Here is a 24,136-nt window from a genome sequence, read left to right as displayed (position 1 = left end):
CCAAATATTCTTTTTATTAAATGCCGATTAAATAAACACTTAAACATTTTTTTGAATAACAATCTTTGACAAGAAGCATCATTATCCCTATTATAGCGACTCCTCACAACGACCCTATCGTCTAGAGGCCTAGGACATCGCCCTTTCACGGCGGTAACCGGGGTTCGAATCCCCGTAGGGTCGCCATATATTCTGATCAGAATTTTACAATTACTTTTCAATTTTATTTTCACACATTCATATTTCTGAGTATGGTCTGTCGTATTTTCACATTTAAATTTCAATAAATTGCTGCTTTGACTAATGAATTTACATTTTAGGACTTGAAAAATAGCAATCACCCTCGATTTAATACAATAAGACAAGCTTTTTGCATAACTGATATGAACAATCAAAACAGACCTGAAATAATTACCATTGATGATCAAAACTTCGGTAGTCATGTTGAACATTGGAGTTTACTGACAGACAACCCTACAACTGAAGTGCCAAAATGGTTAGGTCTTGCTTTAGATGCACCTGTGATGCCAATGGGTTTATGCCAAAAAGAATGTGACATGGATGCAAGTGCTTGGTTGATCCAAGGTCCAAATGGCGCAAAAATTCAAGTCAGCCAAATTATTGCTGTAGAAAATAATAAACCTAAAGCGGTTAAAACTGCATTTCCAAGTTTTGAAAGCCCATATTCGGTTCAAGCTAAAATTGATCGAATTATTACCTGTAAAACCAATACACAAGCGGTGTTAAGGCTTCAGTTGGGGCAAAGTACAGTATACGCTTTTGATAGTTTATATAGTGTCAACCATGCACATTATCAAAAATCTCAAAGTTATCAAGTTCAACTCAATGCGTGGGCATATGAGCTAGAAAAAGTCTCTGATCATGAGCAAATCATTGTCGATGACCCTGCTTCGATTAAACATCATCGTGCTTTAAACGATATTCTATCTCAAAATAATGGTATAGCCCCTGACAACTTACAAGAATTACTTGATGCTTGGGAACCGAAAACTAATGCTGACAAAGCACCTGTCACTGTCGATTTTTCAAAAATGGTGGCTTATCTTTACGGAGAAACTTTAGGTCAAGAAGATGAAGCTTGGTTTCAAGGTAAAGTGGTTGGTAAAACTGATATGCAGTTTATGCAGCAAGACTACACTCTTTATGATGTCACCTTAATTTTAGAAGAAAATCAGCCAGCAATATTAGTACGTATCGCCACCCAAAACCCTGAGTTTAAAAACTTTGAGATTGGACAATATATTCGTGGCAATATTTGGATTCAAGCCAACATTTATACTGAAACTAAAAATACATAATCTGCTTTTGCTTTGATTTAAAAGTTCAGAATATATCTTCTGGACTTTTTTATTTGCCTATTTGCTGAAATATCGTTTTCTGAGCATTTATTTTTTGTTTAATTGATGTAAATACAATCTAGCTTAAAATATGTTTAAATTACACACCACCTCATATTTTATGGCATACATATTTACCAAATATTCAAATAAATCAATAAAACCCTCAAATACTCTACTCATTTATTCAAATATGAATGACACATTTAAGTTTAAAATGATCCATGATTCAGCACTTCAATATTCAATATAATTTATTTTCTAAATTATATTGTCATAAAGAATTCATAATTTTGACATTCAGTTCAATCAGCTCTTTATTTGCACATTTTTTTATGTTACAAATAGCCCGAACCGATAGATTTAACAATAATTTAAAATCCAGGCTCAGCGATGAAAATTATACCTGAACAATCGACACATCTCATTCAACACCATAGCGGATTTCGTTTACCTTGGGATAAAGGTGCATGTTGCTTTTTTATTTTAGGGATATTTTTAGCTGCTATCATTTTTCATCTTTTGGGAATATTCCCAATCGCTTAAAAATTTATATCGAGTAATAAAAAATCCCGCAAATCAAATGCGGGATTTTTTATTACTTTTGAACTATAGCTTTAAAATCAATTAACCATGACGTTTTGCAAAGTCATCCATGAAGTTAACTAGTGCTTGTACGCCTTCTAATGGAACAGCATTGTAAATACTTGCACGCATACCACCAACAGAACGGTGACCCGCAAGATTCAACAAATGATTTTCTTCCGCTTCTTGCAAGAATAATTTATCTAAAGCTTCATCAGCCAAAGTAAATGGTACATTCATGATTGAACGGTTTTGCACTGCGATTGGGTTATTATAAAAATCGCTAGAATCAATATAACCATAAAGCAATTTAGATTTTTCTAGGTTGGTTTTGTGCATTGCATCCACACCGCCATTTTCCAACAACCATTCAAATACTAAACCAGATAAATACCATGCATAAGTTGCTGGCGTATTGACCATAGAATCATTTTTAGCTTGCGAACCATATTTCAATAAGCTTGGAATTTCAGGTTTTGCTTGATCTAATAAGTCATCACGGACAATCACTAAAGTTAAGCCAGCAGGACCAATATTCTTTTGCGCACCTGCATAAATCAAACCAAATTTAGATACATCTAATGGTGCAGATAAAATGCTTGATGAAAAATCAGAAACCAATGGTTTATCTGTTTCAGGGATATTGGCAAATTGAATACCGCCAATCGTTTCGTTATCTGCATAATGCACATAAGCTGCATCATTCGATAAATTCCATTGGCTTTGCTCGGTAATGGCTAATTTACCATCAATCTTTGTACCTGCTTCGATGATATTAATATCGCCATAGCGTTGTGCTTCTTTGGTCGCTTTTTCTGACCAAATCCCTGTATGGATATAATCCGCTTTCGGATTTTTACCCAACAGGTTTAAAGGAATCGCAGAAAACTGTAGTGAAGCACCGCCTTGTAAGAACAATACTTTGTAGTTCTCAGGAATGTTCATGAGTTTACGTAAGTCTGCTTCTGCTTTTTCAGCGACAGCCACATAATCTTTGCTACGATGGCTCATTTCCATGATGGATAAGCCTTTACCACGCCAATCCAACAACTCAGCTTGAGCTTTTTCTAAAACGGCAGTAGGTAATGCAGCAGGACCAGCACAGAAATTGTACGCGCGCATGAGTTTTCCCTTTTTAAAGTGAAACGAATGAAATAGGCGCATTTAACCACAATTTGCCTGTTCTTGCAGTAGCTTTGTCAGTCAATCTTTCAATGTCTTTAAAGGTTTAGAATTGATATTTCAATAAGAAATTTTTAATCCTGCTTATTTTTTGCAATGAAATAGGTGACTGCTTTGTATTTTTGTTTTTGTGTGCAATACATTGCTATACCATTTAGTGATTCTGCAATACGACAGCTCGCATGATTTTCAATCGCAACAGGATAAATAAAATGTTCAAAATCAAAGTTCGAGGATGCCCAATTTGCAATTGCTGTCACAGCGTCTTTGCCATAGCCTACACCATGTCGATCTTCTCGAATCCAAATCCCTAGCTCAGGTGTTTGGGATTGAACATCATGAAAACCACCCAACCCTAAAAACTCCCCACTTTCAGCATGGCGAATCACAAATACATACTCACTTCTTAGAAAAATACAGGATACAAAATAGCATTTAAAACCTTTTTTAAGCTCATAACTTCAGTGACTTAATATCAACTCTAATCATTGAGTCACATTATATAGCCTGAATTAAACTTATAAAAAATAAGAATACATACACCAAATATAATTTATAAAATTAATTAACCTTAAAAATAGGATTGAATTATTAAATAAAACTGAATTATTTTTATTCGATTGATCATAACCTTACAGAAAAAAATTAGGTTCAGTATTTAAATAAGCGCAGAATAAAGCATTTTCGAAATACTCTGAACATTCAGAATCTCCCAAATACAACTCCCACAGTGCTTGTCGGGGGATTTTTTGCGTGTTTGTTATAGAGTTTTCCTTTTCGCCAAAATCTGAATTTTAAGGGCTCAGTATGAAGAAAATGAAAATTAGCCTTGCATGGCAAATTGTTATTGCGCTCTTCCTCGGCATTCTTGTCGGTGCATTCCTACACAACTCTCCTGAAATCCGTGATGATATTGTTAGCAATTTTTTGCAACCATTGGGTAAGATTTTTATTAATCTGATCAAAATGATTGTAATTCCACTTGTGCTTTCCATGCTGATTTTAGGGATTGCCAATGCGGGTGATAGTAAAAGTGTTGGTAAACTGGGTTTTAAAACCATTGTATATTTTGAAGTCATTACCACTGTTGCGATCATCGTTGGCTTAGTTGCTGCCAATGTATTCCAACCTGGCGCTGGCATTGATATGTCCAAGTTAACCACTTCGGATATTTCACAGTATCAACAAACTACACAAGAAGTGAGTCATCAAGCACATGGCTTGGTGAACACAGTTCTATCACTGATTCCATCAAATATTTTTACTGCAATGAATGATGGGCACATGTTGCCAATTATTTTCTTTGCTGTGATTTTCGGGATCGGTTTAGGTTCTCTTGCCAAAGAAACCAAACAACCTTTAATCGATGTGTTAAAAGCTGTTTCTGAAACCATGTTCAAAGTCACTCACATGATCATGATGTTTGCGCCTTTTGGTGTATTCGGTTTGATTGCTGCGACTGTTGCGAACTTTGGTTTTAGCTCTCTATTACCACTGATTAAACTTGCGGCACTGGTTTATGGTGCGATTTTATTCTTTATCTTTATTGTGCTTGGTTTTGTAGCTAAATTCTGTGGATTCAGCATTTTTACCATTATCAAAATCTTAAAAGATGAATTAATTCTCGCTTATTCAACCGCAAGCTCTGAAACCGTTTTACCACGTATGATGGAAAAAATGGAAACTTACGGCGCACCAAAGTCGATCACCAGTTTTGTCGTACCAATCGGTTATTCGTTTAACTTAGATGGTTCCACCTTGTATCAAAGTATTGCTGCGATTTTCATTGCGCAGCTTTATGGTATTGACCTTTCGTTAACTCAACAAGTTGTACTTGTGCTAACCTTAATGATTACCTCTAAAGGCATCGCAGGTGTTCCTGGCGTATCTTTCGTGGTGTTATTGGCAACTTTAGGTAGTGTCGGTATTCCGCTTGAAGGACTTGCATTTATCGCAGGGATCGACCGTATTTTAGATATGGCACGTACTGTGTTGAATGTAATCGGAAATGCACTTGCTGTTCTTGTGATCAGTAAATGGGAAGGTCAGTTCGATACTGAAAAGCAAAAATCTTATAACTTCGATGCAACACATTAATTTTAAAATTTGAAATAAAAACCGCCTTCGGGTGGTTTTTATTTTACAGAACAGAACATTTCGATCGTATCTTGTAAAACTTTTTCAGTCTCATTCAAAGCTATGTTTGCTTTCTTGGGCTGTAAAATCACCTTTATTTTATCTTGATCTACATCAATCATTCCTTGGGTCACATAGCCTGCTTTAGCCACACAAATAGTCCAATTATAATGCTGTACACCATGAATCATTAAAAATTCAACCTTCCACTCTGCTTGTTTAGCAAAGTTTACTTTCCCCAAAGAATTGGTCAGTTTTTTATCAAACTGCGCATCTATTTTTGCAGGATGAACCTCAGTCATTAAGATAACTTCTGCCTTTTCAATGGGCTGACCTTGCTCATCAACCACCGTCACCTCAAATTCTGGTTTCTGAGTTTTATAAATAGGATAACAGCCACTTATAAATAATACAGCAACCCAGCTTATTGTTGTTTTATACATGACTTACCCTGCATAAACACATACTAATTTGGAGTTGCCTTGCGGGGTTTCTTCTAAAGTATTTTCAATATTCCAGTCATTCCCCATCGCTTTCCTTAAATGATACGTCACAGTTACAGGTTTACCTTGAAAAACCAGATAATAAATTCCTGATTCACCCTCTTCCGATTTGAAACCTTGTAATGCGATTTTTATGACTTTGCTTCCTAAATAATTAAAATTGACTGCAAAATCATGTTGTTCGATGTGTTTTGTTTTGTAGTATTGATAGCCTTGAATACCTAAATATTTATTTTTACCCAATTGAACAGTATGTTCCTTTTTATTCACCTTAATGCCTTTTTCATGCTGATCATGGACAGCATTCACCAAAGCAATCATCGGATTTGGCATTTCACAGTTGATCGCTTGACGATTAATGAGGCTGCTTATTTGAATGTCTTTGGCATAGCTAACATTCGCACATAGCAGTACACTCAATAAAATCCAATTTTTCATTATCTTACCTTTTTTATTGATCATCATATTTTTAAATCTAATGAGTGCAAAATAATACTATATTGTTTAAACTCTAAACGAAAATAAACATTTATTGAATTATAATGGTACAAGAAAATCAACATCTGCCCTTTTGGAAAACTGCTGACCATTTGTTTGGCTGCTATGGTGCGATTATTTTTTGTCTATTGGCTTTAGTCAAGGCTATACCATTGGGTTGGTTTGGTTGTTCTGTTTTAGGCTACGCACTGGGTCGCTTGATCTATTTTGTATTACTGCAATTACACACACAACCCATTTATAACCCCATTACCCCATCTCAAAATATCACACCACAGCCCACACGTTTGGCGAAACCGACAGTAAAAGAAAGCATTTCACCCGAACAAAAACTGCTTAATGATTTTTTAAAATTGCAATTTCAAGTACATGACTTGCTACCCGCTACAGCCAATGCAAAATTTCAAGATATTCATGCACTAATTATTGTACTTGTACAAAAATTTAAACGCACACAAGATTTTAATACACAAAATGAAATATTGAAAATTCAAGCAATTATTAACAATTATCTCGCACCTACCATCAAAAATTATCAAGAACTACCTGTACTTTTTTTGGATCGAAAAATGGATAATGAACATAGTCCAAATGATTTAATAGAACAACAATTAGACCTCATTCACCATGAACTGCTGGAAATCACCCAATATATTTTTCAAAATGATTTTGATCAATTGGCGATGCATGGTGAGTTTTTACAACAAAAATTAAAACCGCCTGTCTTTTTTAAAGTTGGACAAGAGCTTGCTGTCCACCAAGACACTTAAAAATGAAATATATAACTGAGAAAATTTATGTTTAAAAATTGGATTTTTGTTCACCTGTGTTGGATTGTTTTAATTTTTGCTATGATCCAAACTGAACAGAAGCCCCCTGCCAATGAAATTAACGTCTTACCTGAAAATACAGCGCCTAAACAAATTAATGTTCGTACACCCACATCTGAACAGCGTCACGATACTAATCATAATGTCACACATGCTATGTCTGATGCACTCTCAAATATAAATCAAAATCAAGCGATTGAGAAAAAACCTCTTGTCAATTTTAAGGATATTATTGCAGGTTCAGAATTGCATTATGTTGGAGTATATGAATCCAATGCACGTGAATACACCCAAACTGAACAACGAAAACGTCTTACAGAATGTGAGAGTCGAACGAATAATATTCATTCAAGTAAAGTTGCTAGTGACTGTTGGGATTATGCCTATCGAGCGGAAAAAACAGATGTTGAAAATACAGTGACGGTAAATATCAACACTCATCGAAAAGTTTCACTGATTCTTACTGCGTATGATCCTGTAAAATGGGTGATCAAGGGCAATACCCAAAACTTAAATCTGGTTTATATTTCGGGTTATCATGCTGCTGAAGTTTCTCCTCGACTTTCGGGTTCAACCAAAATCTATTCAAATTTTCATGAGGGAACAACGTGCTCATTTTGTTTAGGTAGTGACATTCCTTATTTTTATGGTTATGAAAATTCAAGTGATTTGCAAAGTAAAATTCAGCAATATTTCCAGACACCTTTAACCAGTTTCCAAGGTGCTTATAAAGCCAAAAATGTGCATATTAATTAATTTGCACCGATATTTCTTTATTTCTCTCTGTAAAAAACCACCTTACGATGGTTTAATCACTTAAATTTTCACTAAATTTTTACAAGATAATTTAAAACCAAAAATACAATTTGTAATGCAACAATGATTCCGAACCACATCCACCCTTTTTGACGTAATGCGACCCGATCTATACTTTGATAATTGACTGTTTTTATCATTTTATCACCTCATTTTTACATATAATTTGCTACATGGTGGAGCACCTTTGGGCTAAAACTTCGTTCTTTATAGAACCAATGTAAATGAAGCAAAAAATAAACCAAGTTTTCAAATGTAACTAAAAATTATTTGTTATTCATTGCAAAATATACCCAATAAAAAAGTCCAATTCGGGGTTTCTTCTATTCGAAAATTGAAAGATCAATCAGCCAATAAATAAACTGACGTGCATTACGGAACATATAACCACGTACCATCTTTAGTCAACTCTTCAAGTTTCCAAGAATGCTGAATCTCACGGAAGCCACGCTCAGGATGTGGTTTCTTCACCCAAAGTAGGCAAAACAGCATCTATGGAAAATGGAACAATCGACATAAGCAATGCAAATTCTCGGAATTGGATTTTAGATATTATTTTTATTTTCCAACGATTTTGATAGATTGCTATACTAATTCTAGTATGAATAAATAGTATGGCTATGACTAAAACATTTGAACAATTATGGGCTGAAGCCTTCCCTCAAAAAAACCCTATTCCTCATTTATTTAAACATTACTTTGCAAAACATTGGTTTCGAATACATAGCCTACCCGAATCAAAACGCTATGCTGAAACTAAAGCAGAAAGTGAACTGATACTAAAAAGGCATAATCAAATTATTTCTGAGTGTTTTCCAAATAAAATACCCATTTTTATAGTGACTGGGAGTTATTTATTTGGTGATGAAGATAATTCGATATATGATTTTAAAAATATTCTTTCCTATAACTTTAATTATCTACCTAAAATAAAACTATCTGAAACAGATCCTACTGTTTTTGATGATAGTGATACATATTACCGTTCACAATATTACAAAACAAATTGGGAACCGCATCTTTTTAATGATTTGTTATCAAAAATAGCAAATGATGAAGTCAAAGCTTTTTTTATTTCGTTTGAAAAAAGTATTATTGTTGCGCCATATGATGGTGGAATTGATTTTATTATTTGGGATGACACCATGAGAGCACGACTCCAAGAAAAATATCGTGACTGGTTATCACCAAGAGCAGATAGATTATAAATATATTTCAACTAATTTCAGCCGAAAAGAATAATAAAAAAAGCCCCTTTCGGGGCTTCTTCAAATCAATTGATATTTAAAAATATCAACCAATAAACTTACGTGCATTACGGAACATACGTAACCAAGCACCATCTTCAGTCCATTCTTCAGGTTTCCACGAATGCTGAATCGCACGGAAGTTACGCTCAGGATGTGGCATCATAATCGTTGCACGACCATCTTTCGACGTCACACCAGAAATCGCTTCAGGCGAACCATTCGGGTTCATTGGATAATGTTGGGTTGCATTACCTTGACTGTCAACATAACGCAAGATCACTTGATTGCCTGCATTTAACGCAGCCAAGTTTTCTGCGCTTGCAACAACACGACCTTCACCATGTGCCACAGCAATCGGTAAAATTGCGCCTTCCATATCTTGCAACAACACAGAATTTGATTTTTCGACACGAACGTTGACTGCACGTGCTTCAAACATTTCTGAAGTATTACGATGGAAACGTGGCCAAGCTTCAGCACCCGGAATCAATGGTGCAAGTTGTGACAACATTTGACAACCGTTACAAATACCCAACGAGAATGTTTCATCACGATGGAAAAATTTCTCGAATTGGTCACGTAGTTTTGGATTAAACAAAACTGATTTCGCCCAACCACCGCCTGCGCCCAATACGTCACCGTAAGAGAAACCACCACATGCCACCAAGCCTTCAAAGTCATCAAGGTCGATGCGTCCTGCAAGCAAGTCGCTCATGTGAACATCAACGGTGTTAAAGCCAACTTTGTCGAATGCCGCAGCCATTTCCACATGACCGTTTACGCCTTGTTCACGTAAAATTACCATGTTTGGACGACGTTCATTGATATAAGGCGCTTCAATTGGTTCATTCAAATCAAAGGTTGCTTTTGCGATTAAACCTGCATGAGATTTGTCGCTAATTAATGCAAATTCTTGATCCGCTGTTTCCACGTTGTCACGTAAGCGTTGGATTTGATGAGAAACTTCAGTCCAAGCTTGTTGTAATTCAGCACGATCTAAACTTAAACCATTGACTGTTAAAGTATCAGTATCATTTACAGTACCGACAACCGCAATTGCATCTTTCAAGCTTGAAGCAGCAACTTCATCTGCCAATGTCGCCCAGTCTGCTTTAGAAATTTGCAATACTGCACCGATTTCTTCGGCAAATAAGCTTTCAGTCGATTGATTTTCAAGTGCCATACCTAAGCGTGAAGCAAACATCATTTCAGCAACTGTTGCAAGCACACCACCATCACCGATGTCATGATACGCTTTGATCAAGCCACGGTTGTTCCAATCTTGTACCAAGGCAAAGAATGCTTTGAAATCGTCAAAGCTATCTACGTCAGGAGTAACCGAACCAATCGCTTTGTAGACCTGAGCCAAGATCGAACCACCTAAACGGAACTGACCTTTAGATAAATCAATACGCACAAGCACTGAATCTTCATTTTTCAATTCAGGTGTCAATGTTTTACGTACATCGGTCACAGGTGCAAATGCTGTGATTACGCCTGACATTGGAGAAGTCACAGACTTGTCTTCGCCTTCGTCATTCCACGTGGTACGCATTGACAATGAGTCTTTACCCACAGGAATTGCGATACCCAAAGCAGGACACATTTCCATACCAATGGCTTTTACACCTTCAAATAATGCTTGGTCTTCGCCTTTTTGTCCTGCAGCCGCCATCCAGTTTGCAGACAATTTAATGTCACTGATTTGGTCGATTTTTGCAGACATAATATTTGAAATGGATTCAGCAACCGATAAACGTGCAGATGCCGCAGGATTTAACAATGCCACAGGTGGACGTTCACCCATTGCCATTGCTTCACCTGTATAGCCTTGTAAGCTTGTTGTAGTCACTGCTGCATCCGCAACAGGTACTTGCCAACGCCCTACAAACTGATCACGTGCCACCATCCCTGTGATTGAACGGTCACCAATGGTGATGAGGAATGATTTTGATGCAACTGTAGGATTTTTCAAAACACGGTAAATCGCATCTTTTAAATCAGTCACTTGAGCTGCAGTAAAATCATCGCCTTTACGTTCAATTGTTTCGTATGAACGGCTCATGCGTGGTGTACCGCCAAGCATCACTTGCATTGGCATATCCACTGCTTTGTTGTCAAACAATGGATCGTTCACCGTCAACTGACGTGCTTCAGTCGCTTCACCCAAAACAGCAAATGGGCAGCGTTCACGTGCACACAGTGATTCAAACAATTCTAAAGAAGATGGACGAATCGCCAATACATAACGCTCTTGCGCTTCGTTTGACCAAATTTCCATTGGTGACATACCCGGCTCTAAAGACGGAATCTTACGAAGATCAAGGATTGCACCTAACTCATGATCATTGACAAGTTCAGGCATTGCATTGGAAATACCGCCTGCACCTACGTCATGCACAGATACGATTGGGTTATGGTCTTCCATTCTCCAACAAGCATCAATCACTTCCTGACAACGGCGTTCCATTTCAGGGTTTTCACGCTGTACAGAAGCGAAATCAAGGTTTTCACCGAGTTTACCGCTATCTACAGAAGATGCTGCGCCACCGCCTAAGCCGATCAGCATTGCAGGACCGCCCAAAACGATCAGTAAATCGCCCGGTTGAATCGCATCTTTTTCGACATGGTCAGGACGGATGTTACCGTAACCACCTGCGATCATGATCGGTTTATGGAAACCTTTCACATCACCATTGACATTCTGTTCAAATGTACGGAAATAACCATTCAACGCAGGACGACCAAATTCGTTATTAAACGCTGCACCACCTAAAGGACCATCAATCATGATCTGTAAAGGTGAAGCCATACGTGATGGTTTGCCGTAGTTATCTTCCCAAGGCTGTTCAAAGCCCGGAATGTTCAAGTTAGAAACGGTAAAACCTGTTAAACCTGCTTTTGGTTTACCACCACGACCTGTTGCGCCTTCATCACGGATTTCACCGCCTGAACCTGTCGCAGCCCCTGCAAATGGTGCAATCGCTGTAGGATGGTTGTGGGTTTCCACTTTCATGAGAATGTGAGCGGCTTGGCTCTTGTATTTATAAACGTGGTGACCTGTCGCTTCGTCTTTTTTCGGATAGAAACGTTGAGTGTCAAAGCCCACGATTACAGATGCGTTGTCTTTATAGGCTGACAGTACATCTGTTGGAGATTCTTTGTAGGTATTCTTAATCATTTGGAACAAAGACAATGGCTGAACTTCGCCATCAATTGTCCATTCTGAACCAAAGATTTTATGACGGCAATGTTCAGAGTTTGCCTGAGCAAACATCATCAGTTCGATGTCGTGCGGGTTACGACCCAACTTGTTAAATGCAGCAACTAAATAGTCAATTTCTTCGTCAGACAATGCAAAACCAAACTCAGAGTTTGCTTTCACCAATGCATCTTTGCCCTGACCTAAAATATCAATGGCATTTAATGGTTTTGGTGCAGTTTCAGAGAACAATGCCGCAGCATCATCCATCTGATTGAAAACACTTTCCGTCATACGGTCATGTAAAACCTGTTTAACTTCATCAGATACCTCAGAAATACCCTTTAAAGTAAACAAAACACCGCGTTCAAGGCGGTGTACAGGTGTATTACAGTTGGCAAAAATATCAGTTGCCTTAGATGACCACGGCGAAATTGTACCGACACGAGGTGTCACTAAAATTTGCACTTCATCACTTGCAGCTTTGCGAACTTCAAACGAAGCGCCATCATTTAAAAGCTGTAAGGCAGATTGCTGTTGGTGCTCGCTGAGCGCTTGGTCAAACAGATAGACCCATTGGCTTTCTATTGATTGAACAGAACTGATCGACGATAAACGTGTTAATAGTTGTGTTTGCTTAAAAGAAGAATGTGCGGGTGCACCGGCAATGATAAACATGCTGTTTTTGGCTCCACGGGCAGGCTTAGACAACCCACCACAATGTGACTTGAAGAGAGCGCATATTCTACTGTGAAAGCGCATTTTCAGCTAGTCATCTCCAGCTTAAAAAATTAAGTTTTCTTAATTTAAAATGCGCTATTTACTTTGACTTTCAAGCTCAAACATGATTAGTAACAATTGATTGGCTTGATCACAAAGCTAGATTCACCTGTACGAATAGTTTATTCAGTGATATTTGCAAAGCTTTACTTATTTAAATTTAGTGGCATAATAACACTTATTATTTAACAACAAAAATTCCTTTATGAACGAAATTAAATTTTATAGTACACAAGATGAATTTGGCGAATTTTCAAACTTTGCTCATTTCCCAATTAAACTTGATGGCAAAATATGGCACACCACGGAACATTATTTTCAGGCACAAAAATTTGCAGATGTGCAATATCAAGAAAAGATTAGAGCCGAAAAATCACCGATGATCGCAGCTCGATTAGGGCGTGATCGTAAACAAAAATTGCGTAAAGATTGGGAGTCGGTAAAGAACAATGTTATGAAAAAAGCTCTTTTAGCAAAATTTAGCCAGCATGAGGATTTAAAAATACTTTTACTTTCTACAGGTGATGCGAAACTGGTTGAACATACTGAAAATGATGCTTATTGGGGTGATGGCGGAGATGGGCAAGGCAAAAATTATTTAGGCATATTGCTCATGCAAGTTCGTGAGGAAATAAGCCAATAAAGGGAATAAACCTTGTAATATCAATAAATATAAGTGCTTGATATTCACTCTTGATATTTAAATATGCCTGAATTTTCCACCATATAAATTTTCCAATGTGTTGGATTATTTTCGTTATGTATAGGGCGAGTAATAAAAGCTCGATGACCTGAAGCATCCACAAAAGTATAATCTGCCACGATATTTCTTGGATAATATTCATTTGGATTATTCGCAATTTTCGACCAACCTTGTGCTATAAATCGAGGTTGGTAAATGTCATCAAACTGTTGCTCTGACATAACATCTTCAGAAATTTCAAACTCATACAACTTATAAGACATTTTTTGATAATTCCAAATAAAATTCCAATATTTCATGGCTGGCAATTTTTCACGGAAAATATCTTGTGATCTTTGATAAAAATCATTGAAAATATCAGGTAAATTGGCTAATCGTGTTTCAACTGGTACATCATCATACTTAGCACGTGTTTTGGGTTCAAAAGAAGCAAGAAACTGGACAAAAGCATAGAAAAATACCGCCAAAACAATCCAAATACCATAAGCTAAGAAATGTGCCTTAATTTCCAATTTAAGATCGAAATCTTCTTGTTGATTGTCTTCACTCAATGTTCTCTCCTATTTAGTTTTTAAATATAATTTTGCTCACATTATTATATATTTCACATAATACTTATTCATTTTATGTTGATTTTTAAGAAATTTAAAGTAACTATTATAATATTCATTAAAGCCAATTGATTAATTAATAAACACTATTTCTTAAAAAAATAATTTTTCTGTCATTTTCTTGTCATTTAGGCATATAATAAACCCTTAATATATTTATGTGTTTTAATTAACCTTAAAGAGCCTTGTTTATGTCAAACACTATTCCATCAACTTTGGACGAAACATCAACATTTGTACTTGAACGTTGCAGTACCTGCAAAGAACTTGTAAAGGCAAATCAGCTTGATCCAAATTATGATGGACCTTTAGCCACTTATGCCAATCAAACTTATTGTACTTTAAAATGTATGCTTGAACCTGAAGTCATACAAAGCACGACAAAAGAATCATAAAGCATTGTTTATTTTAAATAAGCAAAATTTAAACTTATAATCGTTTAGGTTTTGCTTATGATGCAATCTATTCTTTCATTTTTTCTAATTTCAGCTTTTTTTTGCAAACTCCTCATTTAATTCGTCAACTTATGTCGCCCTGCCCTAGTACATTTTCAATTAATTTGGCATGATGCAAATAAGTAATAACTGAATAACGATAAATGACTCAAATGCGTTGGTTAGAACTGCTCTCCACAGTTCGTTTAGGCAGTAAAAAGCAAAGTACAGAACAAGCACGTAGCCCATTTCATAAAGATTATGACCGTATTATATTTTCACAAAGTTTTCGTCAACTGAATCGAAAAACCCAAGTTCATCCGCTGACACAACATGATGGTATTCACACCCGTTTAACCCATTCATTGGAAGTATCTTGTATTGGGCGTTCACTCGGGATGCTTGCAGCCGAAAAAATCAAAGATGAACTCCCGATGTGGATTTCCCCTGCCGATGTCGGGGCAATTATTCAAGCCGCATGTTTAGCGCATGATATTGGCAATCCACCCTTTGGACATGCAGGTGAATATGCGATTCGAGAATGGTTTGACGATGCCTCACATACCGATTTTTTAAAAGATTTAAGTGCAGAACAACAAGCCGATGTACGCCAATTTGAAGGTAATGCACAAGGTCTAAGACTACTCACCAAGATTGATTATCATCCTAATGATGGTGGTATGCGCTTGACTTACGCGACCTTAGGCGCTTACTTAAAGTACCCTTGGTTATCAAAAACCATCGAATCGCAAGGTGATACCCCTGCAAGTAAGCGTGCCAAGTTTGGCTGTTACCAAGCGGAAAAAGATATTCTTCGACAAATTGCCACTCAATTAGGATTAATTCAGTTAGGCGAAGATCATTGGTGTCGTCATCCTTTGACTTATTTACTCGAAGCAGCAGATGATATTTGCTATGCGTTGATTGACCTTGAAGATGGCATTATTTTAAATATGCTGACTTATGAAGAAGTTGAACCAATTTTCCTAGATTTATTGGGCGATTTTGGTATTCCCGCTGAGCTGAATATGCCTTATACCACGTGGCAACAAAAAATTGCCGCTTTACGTGGGCGTGTAATGAAACGCTTAGTCGATGAAGTCACCACAGCATTTGCCAAACAGCATTTTCAAATTTTATCAGGGCAACTCAAAGGTTCATTACTACAATATTGCTCAGAAGATATTGAGATTGGTATCGATCGTGCGAAAAACCTAGCACGTGAAAAAATCTTTGAGCATCCGCAAAAGTCAGGCTTGGAAATTATTGCCCATCAAAGTTTGCAACATATTTTAGATGCCTTTATCCCACTCACCACACCGAATAAAACCCTAAGCTTTAAAGATGGTCGTTTAATGTCGATTTTAGCGCGTTTTGGCGCACGTTTTAGTGATGATCATTATGACAATATTATGCAAGTCTTGGATATTGTCAGTAAGTTTTCAGATCATCAGGCGTATAACTTGGCGCAAGAATTACAGGGTAATAAGGTTGGTTTTTTCTGATGAAGCGCTTTGTCGATCAAGGAATTTTATCGTATCACTTTATCCAATTTCCAATTTGGGTGACGTGTTCATTTTGTCAAAAAGCGGCTCAAATTACCCAAATCATAGATACAGATTCTAATAATACTAAAAGTATTTTCAGTTGCTTACACTGTTATAAACAATATGATTATGAAGAAAATCATTATAAAACGACCAATGAACATGTAGAAGCACGTATTGATCAAAGATGTCCATGTAAACATGGTTATTATCGCTATTTTAAAACGTTCAATCACAAAAGCCATGTGCCTAAATTCGTTCACTTAAGCTGTTCCATTTGTGAAACCACTCAAAAGTTTGATGTACCAATTTATAGAACTTATTCTAATTATCAACGGAATAGTTTTTTTGATCATACTTTATGGCTCACTGAAGAAACGCGACTTGGCAAAATCTACGCGTATAACAAAATTCATTTACAATATTTAAAAGCTTATATCGAAGCAGATTTAAGAGAACGAACCTATTTAAATGTCAATAAAACTTACTTCAATCGTCTGCCTGCTTGGATCAAATCAGCACGACATCGTAAAGAAGTTTTAAAGGCGATTTCACGACTTGAAGAAAAATTAAAACAGGTGGAGTCAACATGAATCTCAGACATATCGACGATGGTGTGGGTAAACTTCAATTTTATTATGCAGATCAATGGGTTTTTTGCCCTGAATGCAATACAAAAGGTATTGTTCATTATCAAACAAAATCTTCAGATTCGAAAGAAACACAGTGTAAAAAACATTTTATTTTTACTTGCTCACATTGCAATCGACATTTAGATAGTTCTTCTCAGCAATATAATCTTGAATATTATGCTTATTTTCAAATCACAGCACATGAAGCTTGCCATTTTTGTGGTGGGAGCAGGTTAGTTGTAAATCAAAAAATTTTAAATACTAAAAACCCTCAAGCTTTTGCTGAAGCAGAATGTTCTGTGTGTAATAGAACCTCTAAATTAGCCTTAAATCCAAAAAATATTTATATACGTAAAGCGGATCGACTTGCACATACAGTATTTGGACTTCAGCTGTGTTTAGTTGCCAATACAAGATCAGGGAATATCTATTTACATAATCTTGAACACTTACAAGAGCTAAAATCTTACATTCAAGCAGGTCTACGTGAAAGAACCCCAAATACTGGTAATTCAAGTTATTACTCTCGCCTCCCTGCTTGGATAAAATCCGCTCGAAATCGTAAAGAAATCCTCAAAGCACTTTTGCGTTTAGAGCAAATGGCAACTACTATTCAACCATGAACAAAATAAGTGAATACATGCAATGATCGGATGTCTAATTGGTGAAGTCTTAGCTTTGGAAGCACCGACTGTACTTTTAAATGTAAATGGCGTGGGCTATGAAATTGACACCCCACTTTCTACCTTTTGCCAACTGCAAAAAGGTCAAAAAGTTACACTTTGGACGCATTTAGCTGTCCGTGAAGATGCTCAACTGCTGTATGGTTTTTTAAATCAACAAGAAAAAATCATTTTCCGCACTTTGCTTAAAGTGAATGGCGTTGGTCCTAAAATGGCTTTAGGCATTCTTTCAACCTTAAGTGTGGAAATGTTGGTACATACTGTTGAAAATGGTGATGTAAAAACACTGGTTAAAGTACCGGGTGTAGGTGCAAAAACTGCGGAACGCCTGATGATTGAATTACGTGATCGTTTTAAAGCCTTCACAGTGGGTGGAACATCTTCAACTTCAACCACAACACAAATTCAATTTGCTGGGAATTCTGCGGTTGCAGAAGCAGAAGCTGCTTTACAATCACTTGGATATAAACCTTTAGAAGCACAGAAACTTGTCAATGTAGCCAAAGGAGATTTCACTGAAGCAAGTGACATTATCCGTGCAGCACTTAAATCGATGAATAAGTAGTTTTAATTACAAACTTCCAGCAAATATTTGATACGCGTAAAAGTCATCCGCAACTGTCTGAGGCAGGACTACTTTTGAAATAATATGTTTCTGCGATATAGTTGAAATAGTCTAGTAGTTGACGAGTTTTGCGGATGACAATGCTTTTGCTTACTTTTGGCGAAACAAAAGTAAGGCGAACAGCAGGTTTAACCTAAAATTTAAACTTGATCGATAAGACTCCGCAGTAATGACCATTATCAAAATCCATAATGGCATTATTATCAAAACAATTTCGGAAATTAGATTTATAAACGCTATGCAAGACCGTTTAATCAGTGGTTCTGAAAAACCCGAAGATCATTTTGATCGTGCCATTCGCCCAACTTCACTGGATGACTATATTGGTCAGCCTGTGGTACGTGAACAAATGGAAATCTTTATTGGTGCGGCACGTGGTCGTGGTGAAGCACTCGACCATACATTAATCTTTGGTCCACCGGGGCTAGGTAAAACCACACTTGCCAATATTATCGCACGTGAAATGGGTGGCAATCTCAAATCGACTTCAGGTCCTGTACTGGAACGTGCAGGTGATTTGGCGGCAATGCTGACCAACCTTGAAGAAGGTGATGTTTTATTTATTGATGAAATTCATCGCCTTTCTCCTGTGATTGAAGAGATTCTCTACCCTGCAATGGAAGATTATCAACTCGATATTATGATTGGTGAAGGTCCTGCCGCTCGCTCAATCAAACTTGATTTACCGCCATTTACACTGGTTGCAGCTACTACACGAGCAGGCCTACTCACCTCACCTTTGCGTGATCGTTTTGGGATTGTGCAACGTCTTGAATTTTATTCTGTAGAAGATTTGACCCATATTGTGACTCGTTCAGCCAATCTGATGGATGTACCAATTACCCATGAAGGTTCAGTTGAAGTTGCACGGCGTTCTCGTGGTACACCACGTATTGCCAATCGTTTATTACGACGTGTCCGTGACTATGCTCAAGTCAAAGGTACTGGTGAAGTGACCCAAGAAATGGCGCAACGTGCTTTGGATATGTTGAATGTCGATAAAGATGGTCTAGACACACTGGATCGTCGTTATTTATCCATGCTGTTGGAACGCTTCGATGGCGGTCCTGCGGGCGTAGAAGCTCTCGCTGCGGCAATGGCAGAAGATTCAGGCACTTTGGAAGATGTGATTGAACCGTATTTAATTCAGCAAGGTTATGCGATGCGTACTGCACGTGGTCGTATTGCCACCAATCAGGCTTATTTACAATTTGGGATGACACCGCCTGAACCGAAGAATTAATCATGTAAAATGTAATAAGCTTGCGAACAGGCTTATTACATTTTTAATATAATTAAATCATTTTTTAAGATAAAGACTTTGTGATATTTTCTACCTTATATAGGCTCACTCACTCTCACATAAAAACCTACAATCACAAAATTATATTTTATTTATTTTCAAATAGTTATAATATAAACTATATTAGTAGATATTTTAAGTTATTCTCCTCTAAATAGAAAGTCACCTATCTAACTTATACATCACAATTTTGCTAAAAATTACGTTTTTGCAATACAAGCCAAGAGAAATACCATCTTTTTCATTTAACTACTCACACTATATTTACATAAAAACAACACTAGCTTCATTTATCAATCTATAATTAACAATTATGTTATTTAAATTAAAATACTACTTTCGCTAAAAATATAACGAAAAGGAGCATAAAATGCTAAGTTTTCCAATAATTATCGCCATTTTCACCGCTTTTATTATTTTTGCATTTCTAGTTTATCGTTTTTATAGTGCAAAGCAAACTCATTTAGAACCTATAGCTAGCTCCCCTCAACAATCATATTCAGATGATTTGCTTGAATTTGATCTTGAAATCAATAAAATTTTAAATAATCCTCATCTTTCAGATGCGGACAAAGAGCGTTTAACCAATGAATATGCTGAACAATATTTATTAACAAAATCTATAGGCTAGCAAAAGAGTTTTGGCTTCTGATCAAATAAAATTAAGTGTAAAGTAGTTAGCTCCAAACCTTATATTAATTCTGACTAAGTTCAAAAGCATTCGAAAGTAAATTTCTTATGCATAAATACATATTTCTTCATGAATGCACAACTAAAAACTGTGCATCCAACTGTTTTTCTTATATATTTTTATCACGATTATCATTAATAATAAATAAACCTAAACTGTTGTTTTATGTAAGAACTATGACTGCTAGGCTTTTTACATTTTAAAACGATAAAATCAGTTTTTTTAAGTTAAATATTTAACACAGTGTAATCGCTTTATTCAGCAAAATTAAAAATTTAAGGAAGAATTTATGAATATAATAAAACCCATCAGCATCATTTCTTTCTCAACCCTCATCAGCGCCTGTGCTACCCATGCTCTTTTTGGCAATAGCACAACCGAAACAAATACTAAAACCTCTATCGCACTTCAAGACCAAATTGTTGCTATTGGTCATACGAGTAAGCCTGTCAAAGGTTTTGAAAATGCTTTAGTGCTTGTGGGTAAACAACATAGTTTTTTCGTACAACCCAACAATGATGCCAATAATCCAAGCTATTTATTCCAGCGTATTTTTACTGAGATTGATTTAAAATCTGTCTATCTTGCGCCATCTTTAGGTCACAATACCACGACTCAAATCAATACTCATCAAAATAATCACATCATCCTTGAATTGAATGAGAAAATCCAAAATAATCGCTCAGTGCCTTATGATGCGAGCTTATATTTTATTAAAGCAAGCAAAGATGTTTCTAAAAACGAGAAAAATCAACTGCTGTCTTTGGGCTTTCAATGCCAAACAGCTTTAGAAGACTATCCACAACAAACAGTTTGCAGTAGAGAAATTAATACAGAAATCACCCTTGCATCCAAAGTCCAAAATGCGAACAGCCTCCCCTACAAACTTAAACAACCTATTGATATACAATATAAAGTCACCAGCACATCCAAAGACTATAGCAGACAATTTTTTAAAGTACTCACTCCTGTAACAGTTGCTTTTGATATCGTAACCTTTCCCATTCAAGGCGGAATTTTCTTGATTGGTGCAATGTTGGGATCGCCTGGTGGTTTATAAGCCAATCTCAATTTCATATTTTTTATACATTTAAGATAGACAGAAAAGCTCTTGGTACATACGTACACTAGTCTTTGCGTAAATATAATGTCTTGAATATTTTTTTAAGCATTGAAACCTTGTGCCATTGGACAATCAACTCAGAATGCTAAACTGCAAAGCATTGTAGGGCTTGGTTTTATGTACTTTTATTTATGTAAATGTGTCATAAAACACGCTAGCCAATCTTATTGTAAATGTAAAAACTGGACATGATCATGGCAAACAAATTTGAGTTTCAAATCCGTGTATATATTGAAGACACCGATGCTGGTGGGATCGTTTATCATGCCAATCATATCCGCTTTATGGAACGTACACGTACTGAATGGTTACGTGCATCAGGTATTGATCATTATTGGCATCAAAAAGATTATAATTTTGTTGTACATAAAATAAATGTAAAATATTCTCGTCCAATTCTCATGGATGACCTGATTACTGTTACAGCTCGTGTAGTTTCGTGTAAAGCAACGTCATTTGTGTTGCAACAGAATATTTATCGTGGTGAAATCATGCTTGCTTCTGGCGAGGTTGAGTTGGCATGTTTAAGTACAGAAATGAAACCTTGTCGTATTCCTGATGAAATCCGTGAGTTGATTCTAAAAGAATTAGCCCACGAATAAAAAAAATTTACTTGGCACATTGTAACTATGGCAACTCAACTCGAATCTTCTCTGCACGTTTCTGATTTAATTTTACAAGCAAGTCCTGTGGTACAACTGGTCATGCTTGTTCTGGTACTCGCTTCAATCTTTAGCTGGTATCTGATTGCCAAGTTACATATGGGCTATAAAAAAGCCCGTCAAGGCGATGAGCATTTTCAAAAAATCTTTTGGTCTGGTGCAGAGTTAAATACGTTATTTAACAATGCGCAACTCAACTCTAAACGTGATGGTTTAGAGGATATTTTTTATCAAGGTTTAAGTGAGTTTTTAAAACTTAAAAAACGTCACGCAGATACAGCACCGATGATCGAAGGCACGGAACGAATATTACGTGTAGGTTTAAGCCGTGATCAAAGTCGTTTGGAGCAAGGCTTGAGTGCTTTGGCGAGTATTGGTTCTGTTGCGCCTTATGTTGGTTTATTTGGTACTGTGTGGGGCATCATGAATGCCTTTATTGGTCTAGCACAAGTTGATCAAGTGACTTTAGCCACTGTTGCTCCTGGTATTGCTGAAGCTTTGATTGCGACTGCAATTGGTCTTTTTGCTGCGATCCCTGCGGTTTTGGCATTTAACCATTACACAGCCAAAGGTGAAGAAATTTATTCTGATCGTGCATTATTTGCTGAAGAAATGGTGGCGCTATTACAACGTCAATCTGTGGGTTCAACACAGGAAAATGACTAATGGCGATCCAACGTTCAGGACGCTTTGAACGCGTCAAAAAACCCTTAAAGAGCGATATGAATGTCGTTCCTTATATTGATGTCATGTTGGTGCTTTTAGTGATCTTTATGGTCACTGCACCGATGATTACTACTGGTATTGATGTCGATTTACCACAAGCCAACAGCACACCAATCGAATCAAAAGAGACTTTAGCGATTGTCACTTTAGATAAAGAAGGACAATATTTACTTAAAGACAGTGAACATAAAAATACAGCATTAACACTGGATCAACTTAAAGAGGTTTTAAACCAAGCACAAACTGATGCAGAAACAAAAAATCAGAAATTTAGTGTTCTAGTAAATGGTGATAAATCTCGTCCTTATGGCGATGTAATGAGTTTAATGTCTGCCCTGCAAGACGCAGGACTTAATCAAGTTGGACTACTAACTGAGCCTTTAAAGTAAGCTATGAAAGATTTTAATAAGCCACAATCGAAAGAAAATACGATTGCACTTGGATTCACCATCGGTGTCCATGTGGTGGCGATTGTTGGCTTACTTTTTCTTGGTATGAGTAAGCCACTTGAGCCACCAAAGCAAATCAAAACTATATTGGTGAAACCTGAGGATATCCCACCCCTTGAAGCAGAACCTTTGGAAATCTCGGACTCAACTGAAACAGCAGATACTCATGTTGCTGAAAATGTACAGCAAACGGCTGAGCCTGTAGCAGATGCAGCAAACATTCCAATCACTTCCCCTCCTCTGCCAACACCAACACCTAAAATTGACATGCAAAAGGCAGCAGCTGAAGCAAAAGCCGCTGAAGCTGAACAAAAAGCGGCAGCAGATGCAGCAAAAGCTCAAACCAAAGCAGCTGAAATAGCACGTTTAAAAGCTGCCGAAGCTGAAAAAGCACGTCAAGAAGCCAATGAAAAAATTCGCCAAGCAAAAAATGAAGCAGAACGTGCCAAAGCAAATGCTAAAGCCAAAGCAGAAGCTGCGGCGGCTGCTAAACGTGAAGCTACTGAAAAAGCACGTCAAGAAGCCAATGAAAAGGCACGTCAAGCAAAAGCTGAGGCTGCTGCTAAAGCAAAACAAGAAGCTAAAGCTGATGCAGCTGAAAAAGCACGTCAAGATCGTGCTGCAAAATTAGCACAAGAAAAAGCAGCTCAGGCTGCAAAAGCTAAGCAAGAGGCGAATGCAAAAGCGAAAGCCGATGCGGCTGCAAAAGCTAAGCAAGAAGCAAATGCAAAGGCGAAAGCTGATGCGGCTGCAAAAGCTAAGCAAGAGGCAAATGCAAAGGCGAAAGCTGATGCGGCTGCAAAAGCT

General features: G+C 36.9%; 24 protein-coding genes, 1 tRNA gene and 1 pseudogene. 19 read left to right on the top strand and 7 right to left on the bottom strand.

Annotation, left to right across the window (positions count from 1 at the left end; translation table 11 throughout):
* Positions 1-110 precede the first annotated feature (110 nt).
* Both AVJ19_RS16500 and AVJ19_RS16495 read left to right on the top strand, forming a co-directional pair.
* Positions 111-186 (top strand) — tRNA-Glu (locus AVJ19_RS16500).
* 197 nt (positions 187-383) lie between these two features.
* The gene (locus AVJ19_RS16495; RefSeq protein WP_111860733.1) at positions 384-1,319 is read left to right on the top strand and encodes a hypothetical protein; all 936 of its coding nucleotides are present in this window, start codon (positions 384-386) and stop codon (positions 1,317-1,319) included.
* A gap of 666 nt (positions 1,320-1,985) precedes the next feature.
* Here AVJ19_RS16495 and serC read toward each other — a convergent pair.
* Positions 1,986-3,065 carry a 3-phosphoserine/phosphohydroxythreonine transaminase gene (serC, locus tag AVJ19_RS16490; RefSeq protein WP_111860732.1) on the bottom strand — a complete coding sequence of 360 codons (1,080 nt, stop codon included), beginning with the start codon at positions 3,063-3,065 and terminating at the stop codon, positions 1,986-1,988.
* Positions 3,066-3,199: 134 nt separating this feature from the next.
* On the bottom strand, positions 3,200-3,541 hold the full coding sequence (locus AVJ19_RS16485) for a GNAT family N-acetyltransferase (RefSeq protein ID WP_111860731.1): 342 nt from the start codon (positions 3,539-3,541) through the stop codon (positions 3,200-3,202).
* Between the two features lie 391 nt (positions 3,542-3,932).
* Here AVJ19_RS16485 and gltP point away from each other — a divergent pair, with 391 nt between their 5' ends.
* A complete protein-coding gene (gene gltP / locus AVJ19_RS16480) occupies positions 3,933-5,222 on the top strand; it encodes a glutamate/aspartate:proton symporter GltP (RefSeq protein ID WP_111860730.1) in 1,290 nt (429 codons plus the stop codon).
* Positions 5,223-5,260: 38 nt separating this feature from the next.
* Here the strand turns inward: gltP and AVJ19_RS16475 are convergent, their stop codons facing one another.
* Together AVJ19_RS16475 and AVJ19_RS16470 are read right to left on the bottom strand one after the other, a co-directional pair.
* The gene (locus AVJ19_RS16475) at positions 5,261-5,704 is read right to left on the bottom strand and encodes a hypothetical protein (RefSeq protein WP_228203387.1); all 444 of its coding nucleotides are present in this window, start codon (positions 5,702-5,704) and stop codon (positions 5,261-5,263) included.
* Between the two features lie 3 nt (positions 5,705-5,707).
* The gene (locus AVJ19_RS16470) at positions 5,708-6,202 is read right to left on the bottom strand and encodes a hypothetical protein (protein ID WP_111860729.1); all 495 of its coding nucleotides are present in this window, start codon (positions 6,200-6,202) and stop codon (positions 5,708-5,710) included.
* A gap of 104 nt (positions 6,203-6,306) precedes the next feature.
* On the opposite strand from AVJ19_RS16470, the gene AVJ19_RS16465 reads away from it, so the two are divergent.
* Both AVJ19_RS16465 and AVJ19_RS16460 read left to right on the top strand, forming a co-directional pair.
* Positions 6,307-7,032: a hypothetical protein gene (locus tag AVJ19_RS16465; protein ID WP_111860728.1), complete on the top strand. Its 726-nt coding sequence runs from the start codon at positions 6,307-6,309 to the stop codon at positions 7,030-7,032.
* A gap of 27 nt (positions 7,033-7,059) precedes the next feature.
* Entirely contained in the window at positions 7,060-7,848 is a 789-nt protein-coding gene (locus AVJ19_RS16460) for a hypothetical protein (RefSeq protein ID WP_111860727.1), read from the top strand.
* Between the two features lie 71 nt (positions 7,849-7,919).
* On the opposite strand, the gene AVJ19_RS22695 is transcribed toward AVJ19_RS16460, so the two are convergent.
* Positions 7,920-8,048, bottom strand: coding sequence for a KGW motif small protein (locus AVJ19_RS22695; RefSeq protein WP_265736093.1), 129 nt, complete (start codon positions 8,046-8,048; stop codon positions 7,920-7,922).
* Positions 8,049-8,522: 474 nt separating this feature from the next.
* On the opposite strand from AVJ19_RS22695, the gene AVJ19_RS16455 reads away from it, so the two are divergent.
* Positions 8,523-9,116, top strand: coding sequence for a hypothetical protein (locus AVJ19_RS16455; protein WP_322873949.1), 594 nt, complete (start codon positions 8,523-8,525; stop codon positions 9,114-9,116).
* 85 nt (positions 9,117-9,201) lie between these two features.
* Here AVJ19_RS16455 and purL read toward each other — a convergent pair whose 3' ends face one another.
* Positions 9,202-13,038 (bottom strand): phosphoribosylformylglycinamidine synthase, encoded by a 3,837-nt coding sequence (purL, locus tag AVJ19_RS16450; protein ID WP_111860726.1) that lies wholly within the window; start codon positions 13,036-13,038, stop codon positions 9,202-9,204.
* 307 nt (positions 13,039-13,345) lie between these two features.
* Here purL and AVJ19_RS16445 point away from each other — a divergent pair, with 307 nt between their 5' ends.
* Positions 13,346-13,783 carry an NADAR family protein gene (locus AVJ19_RS16445; protein WP_111860725.1) on the top strand — a complete coding sequence of 146 codons (438 nt, stop codon included), beginning with the start codon at positions 13,346-13,348 and terminating at the stop codon, positions 13,781-13,783.
* Between the two features lie 44 nt (positions 13,784-13,827).
* On the opposite strand, the gene AVJ19_RS16440 is transcribed toward AVJ19_RS16445, so the two are convergent.
* On the bottom strand, positions 13,828-14,394 hold the full coding sequence (locus AVJ19_RS16440) for a hypothetical protein (protein ID WP_111860724.1): 567 nt from the start codon (positions 14,392-14,394) through the stop codon (positions 13,828-13,830).
* Between the two features lie 251 nt (positions 14,395-14,645).
* Between AVJ19_RS16440 and AVJ19_RS16435 the strand changes: the two genes are divergently transcribed.
* From AVJ19_RS16435 to AVJ19_RS16380, 12 genes and pseudogenes are all read left to right on the top strand, one after another.
* A complete protein-coding gene (locus AVJ19_RS16435) occupies positions 14,646-14,849 on the top strand; it encodes a hypothetical protein (RefSeq protein WP_111860723.1) in 204 nt (67 codons plus the stop codon).
* Positions 14,850-15,052: 203 nt separating this feature from the next.
* Positions 15,053-16,393 carry a deoxyguanosinetriphosphate triphosphohydrolase gene (locus tag AVJ19_RS16430; protein ID WP_111860722.1) on the top strand — a complete coding sequence of 447 codons (1,341 nt, stop codon included), beginning with the start codon at positions 15,053-15,055 and terminating at the stop codon, positions 16,391-16,393.
* On the top strand, positions 16,393-17,028 hold the full coding sequence (locus AVJ19_RS16425; RefSeq protein ID WP_111860721.1) for a hypothetical protein: 636 nt from the start codon (positions 16,393-16,395) through the stop codon (positions 17,026-17,028). The genes AVJ19_RS16430 and AVJ19_RS16425 overlap by 1 nt, the downstream gene beginning before the upstream one ends.
* Positions 17,025-17,690, top strand: coding sequence for a hypothetical protein (locus AVJ19_RS16420; RefSeq protein WP_111860720.1), 666 nt, complete (start codon positions 17,025-17,027; stop codon positions 17,688-17,690). Before AVJ19_RS16425 ends, AVJ19_RS16420 begins: the two co-directional genes overlap by 4 nt.
* 22 nt (positions 17,691-17,712) lie before the next feature.
* Complete coding sequence (gene ruvA / locus AVJ19_RS16415) at positions 17,713-18,315, top strand: Holliday junction branch migration protein RuvA (protein ID WP_111860719.1); 603 nt, start codon at positions 17,713-17,715, stop codon at positions 18,313-18,315.
* Positions 18,316-18,613: 298 nt separating this feature from the next.
* Positions 18,614-19,618, top strand: coding sequence for a Holliday junction branch migration DNA helicase RuvB (ruvB, locus tag AVJ19_RS16410; protein WP_068976082.1), 1,005 nt, complete (start codon positions 18,614-18,616; stop codon positions 19,616-19,618).
* A 430-nt stretch (positions 19,619-20,048) separates the two neighbouring features.
* On the top strand, positions 20,049-20,309 hold the full coding sequence (locus AVJ19_RS16405) for a hypothetical protein (protein ID WP_111860718.1): 261 nt from the start codon (positions 20,049-20,051) through the stop codon (positions 20,307-20,309).
* Positions 20,310-20,658: 349 nt separating this feature from the next.
* Complete coding sequence (locus tag AVJ19_RS16400) at positions 20,659-21,429, top strand: hypothetical protein (protein ID WP_111860717.1); 771 nt, start codon at positions 20,659-20,661, stop codon at positions 21,427-21,429.
* Between the two features lie 257 nt (positions 21,430-21,686).
* Positions 21,687-22,094, top strand: a complete 408-nt coding sequence (gene ybgC, locus AVJ19_RS16395) for a tol-pal system-associated acyl-CoA thioesterase (RefSeq protein ID WP_111860716.1) — start codon at positions 21,687-21,689, stop codon at positions 22,092-22,094.
* Positions 22,095-22,121: 27 nt separating this feature from the next.
* The gene (tolQ, locus tag AVJ19_RS16390; protein WP_111860715.1) at positions 22,122-22,820 is read left to right on the top strand and encodes a protein TolQ; all 699 of its coding nucleotides are present in this window, start codon (positions 22,122-22,124) and stop codon (positions 22,818-22,820) included.
* On the top strand, positions 22,820-23,269 hold the full coding sequence (gene tolR, locus AVJ19_RS16385) for a protein TolR (protein WP_111860714.1): 450 nt from the start codon (positions 22,820-22,822) through the stop codon (positions 23,267-23,269). Before tolQ ends, tolR begins: the two co-directional genes overlap by 1 nt.
* Before the next feature lie 3 nt (positions 23,270-23,272).
* Positions 23,273-24,136: pseudogene (locus AVJ19_RS16380) on the top strand (protein TolA); the annotation flags it as partial.

Origin of the sequence: Acinetobacter sp. CFCC 10889 (genome assembly GCF_003268395.1) — a bacterium.
GTDB lineage: Bacteria > Pseudomonadota > Gammaproteobacteria > Pseudomonadales > Moraxellaceae > Acinetobacter.
Note: the sequence above shows the minus strand (reverse complement) of the source record. Positions and strands in the feature narration are given on the sequence as shown.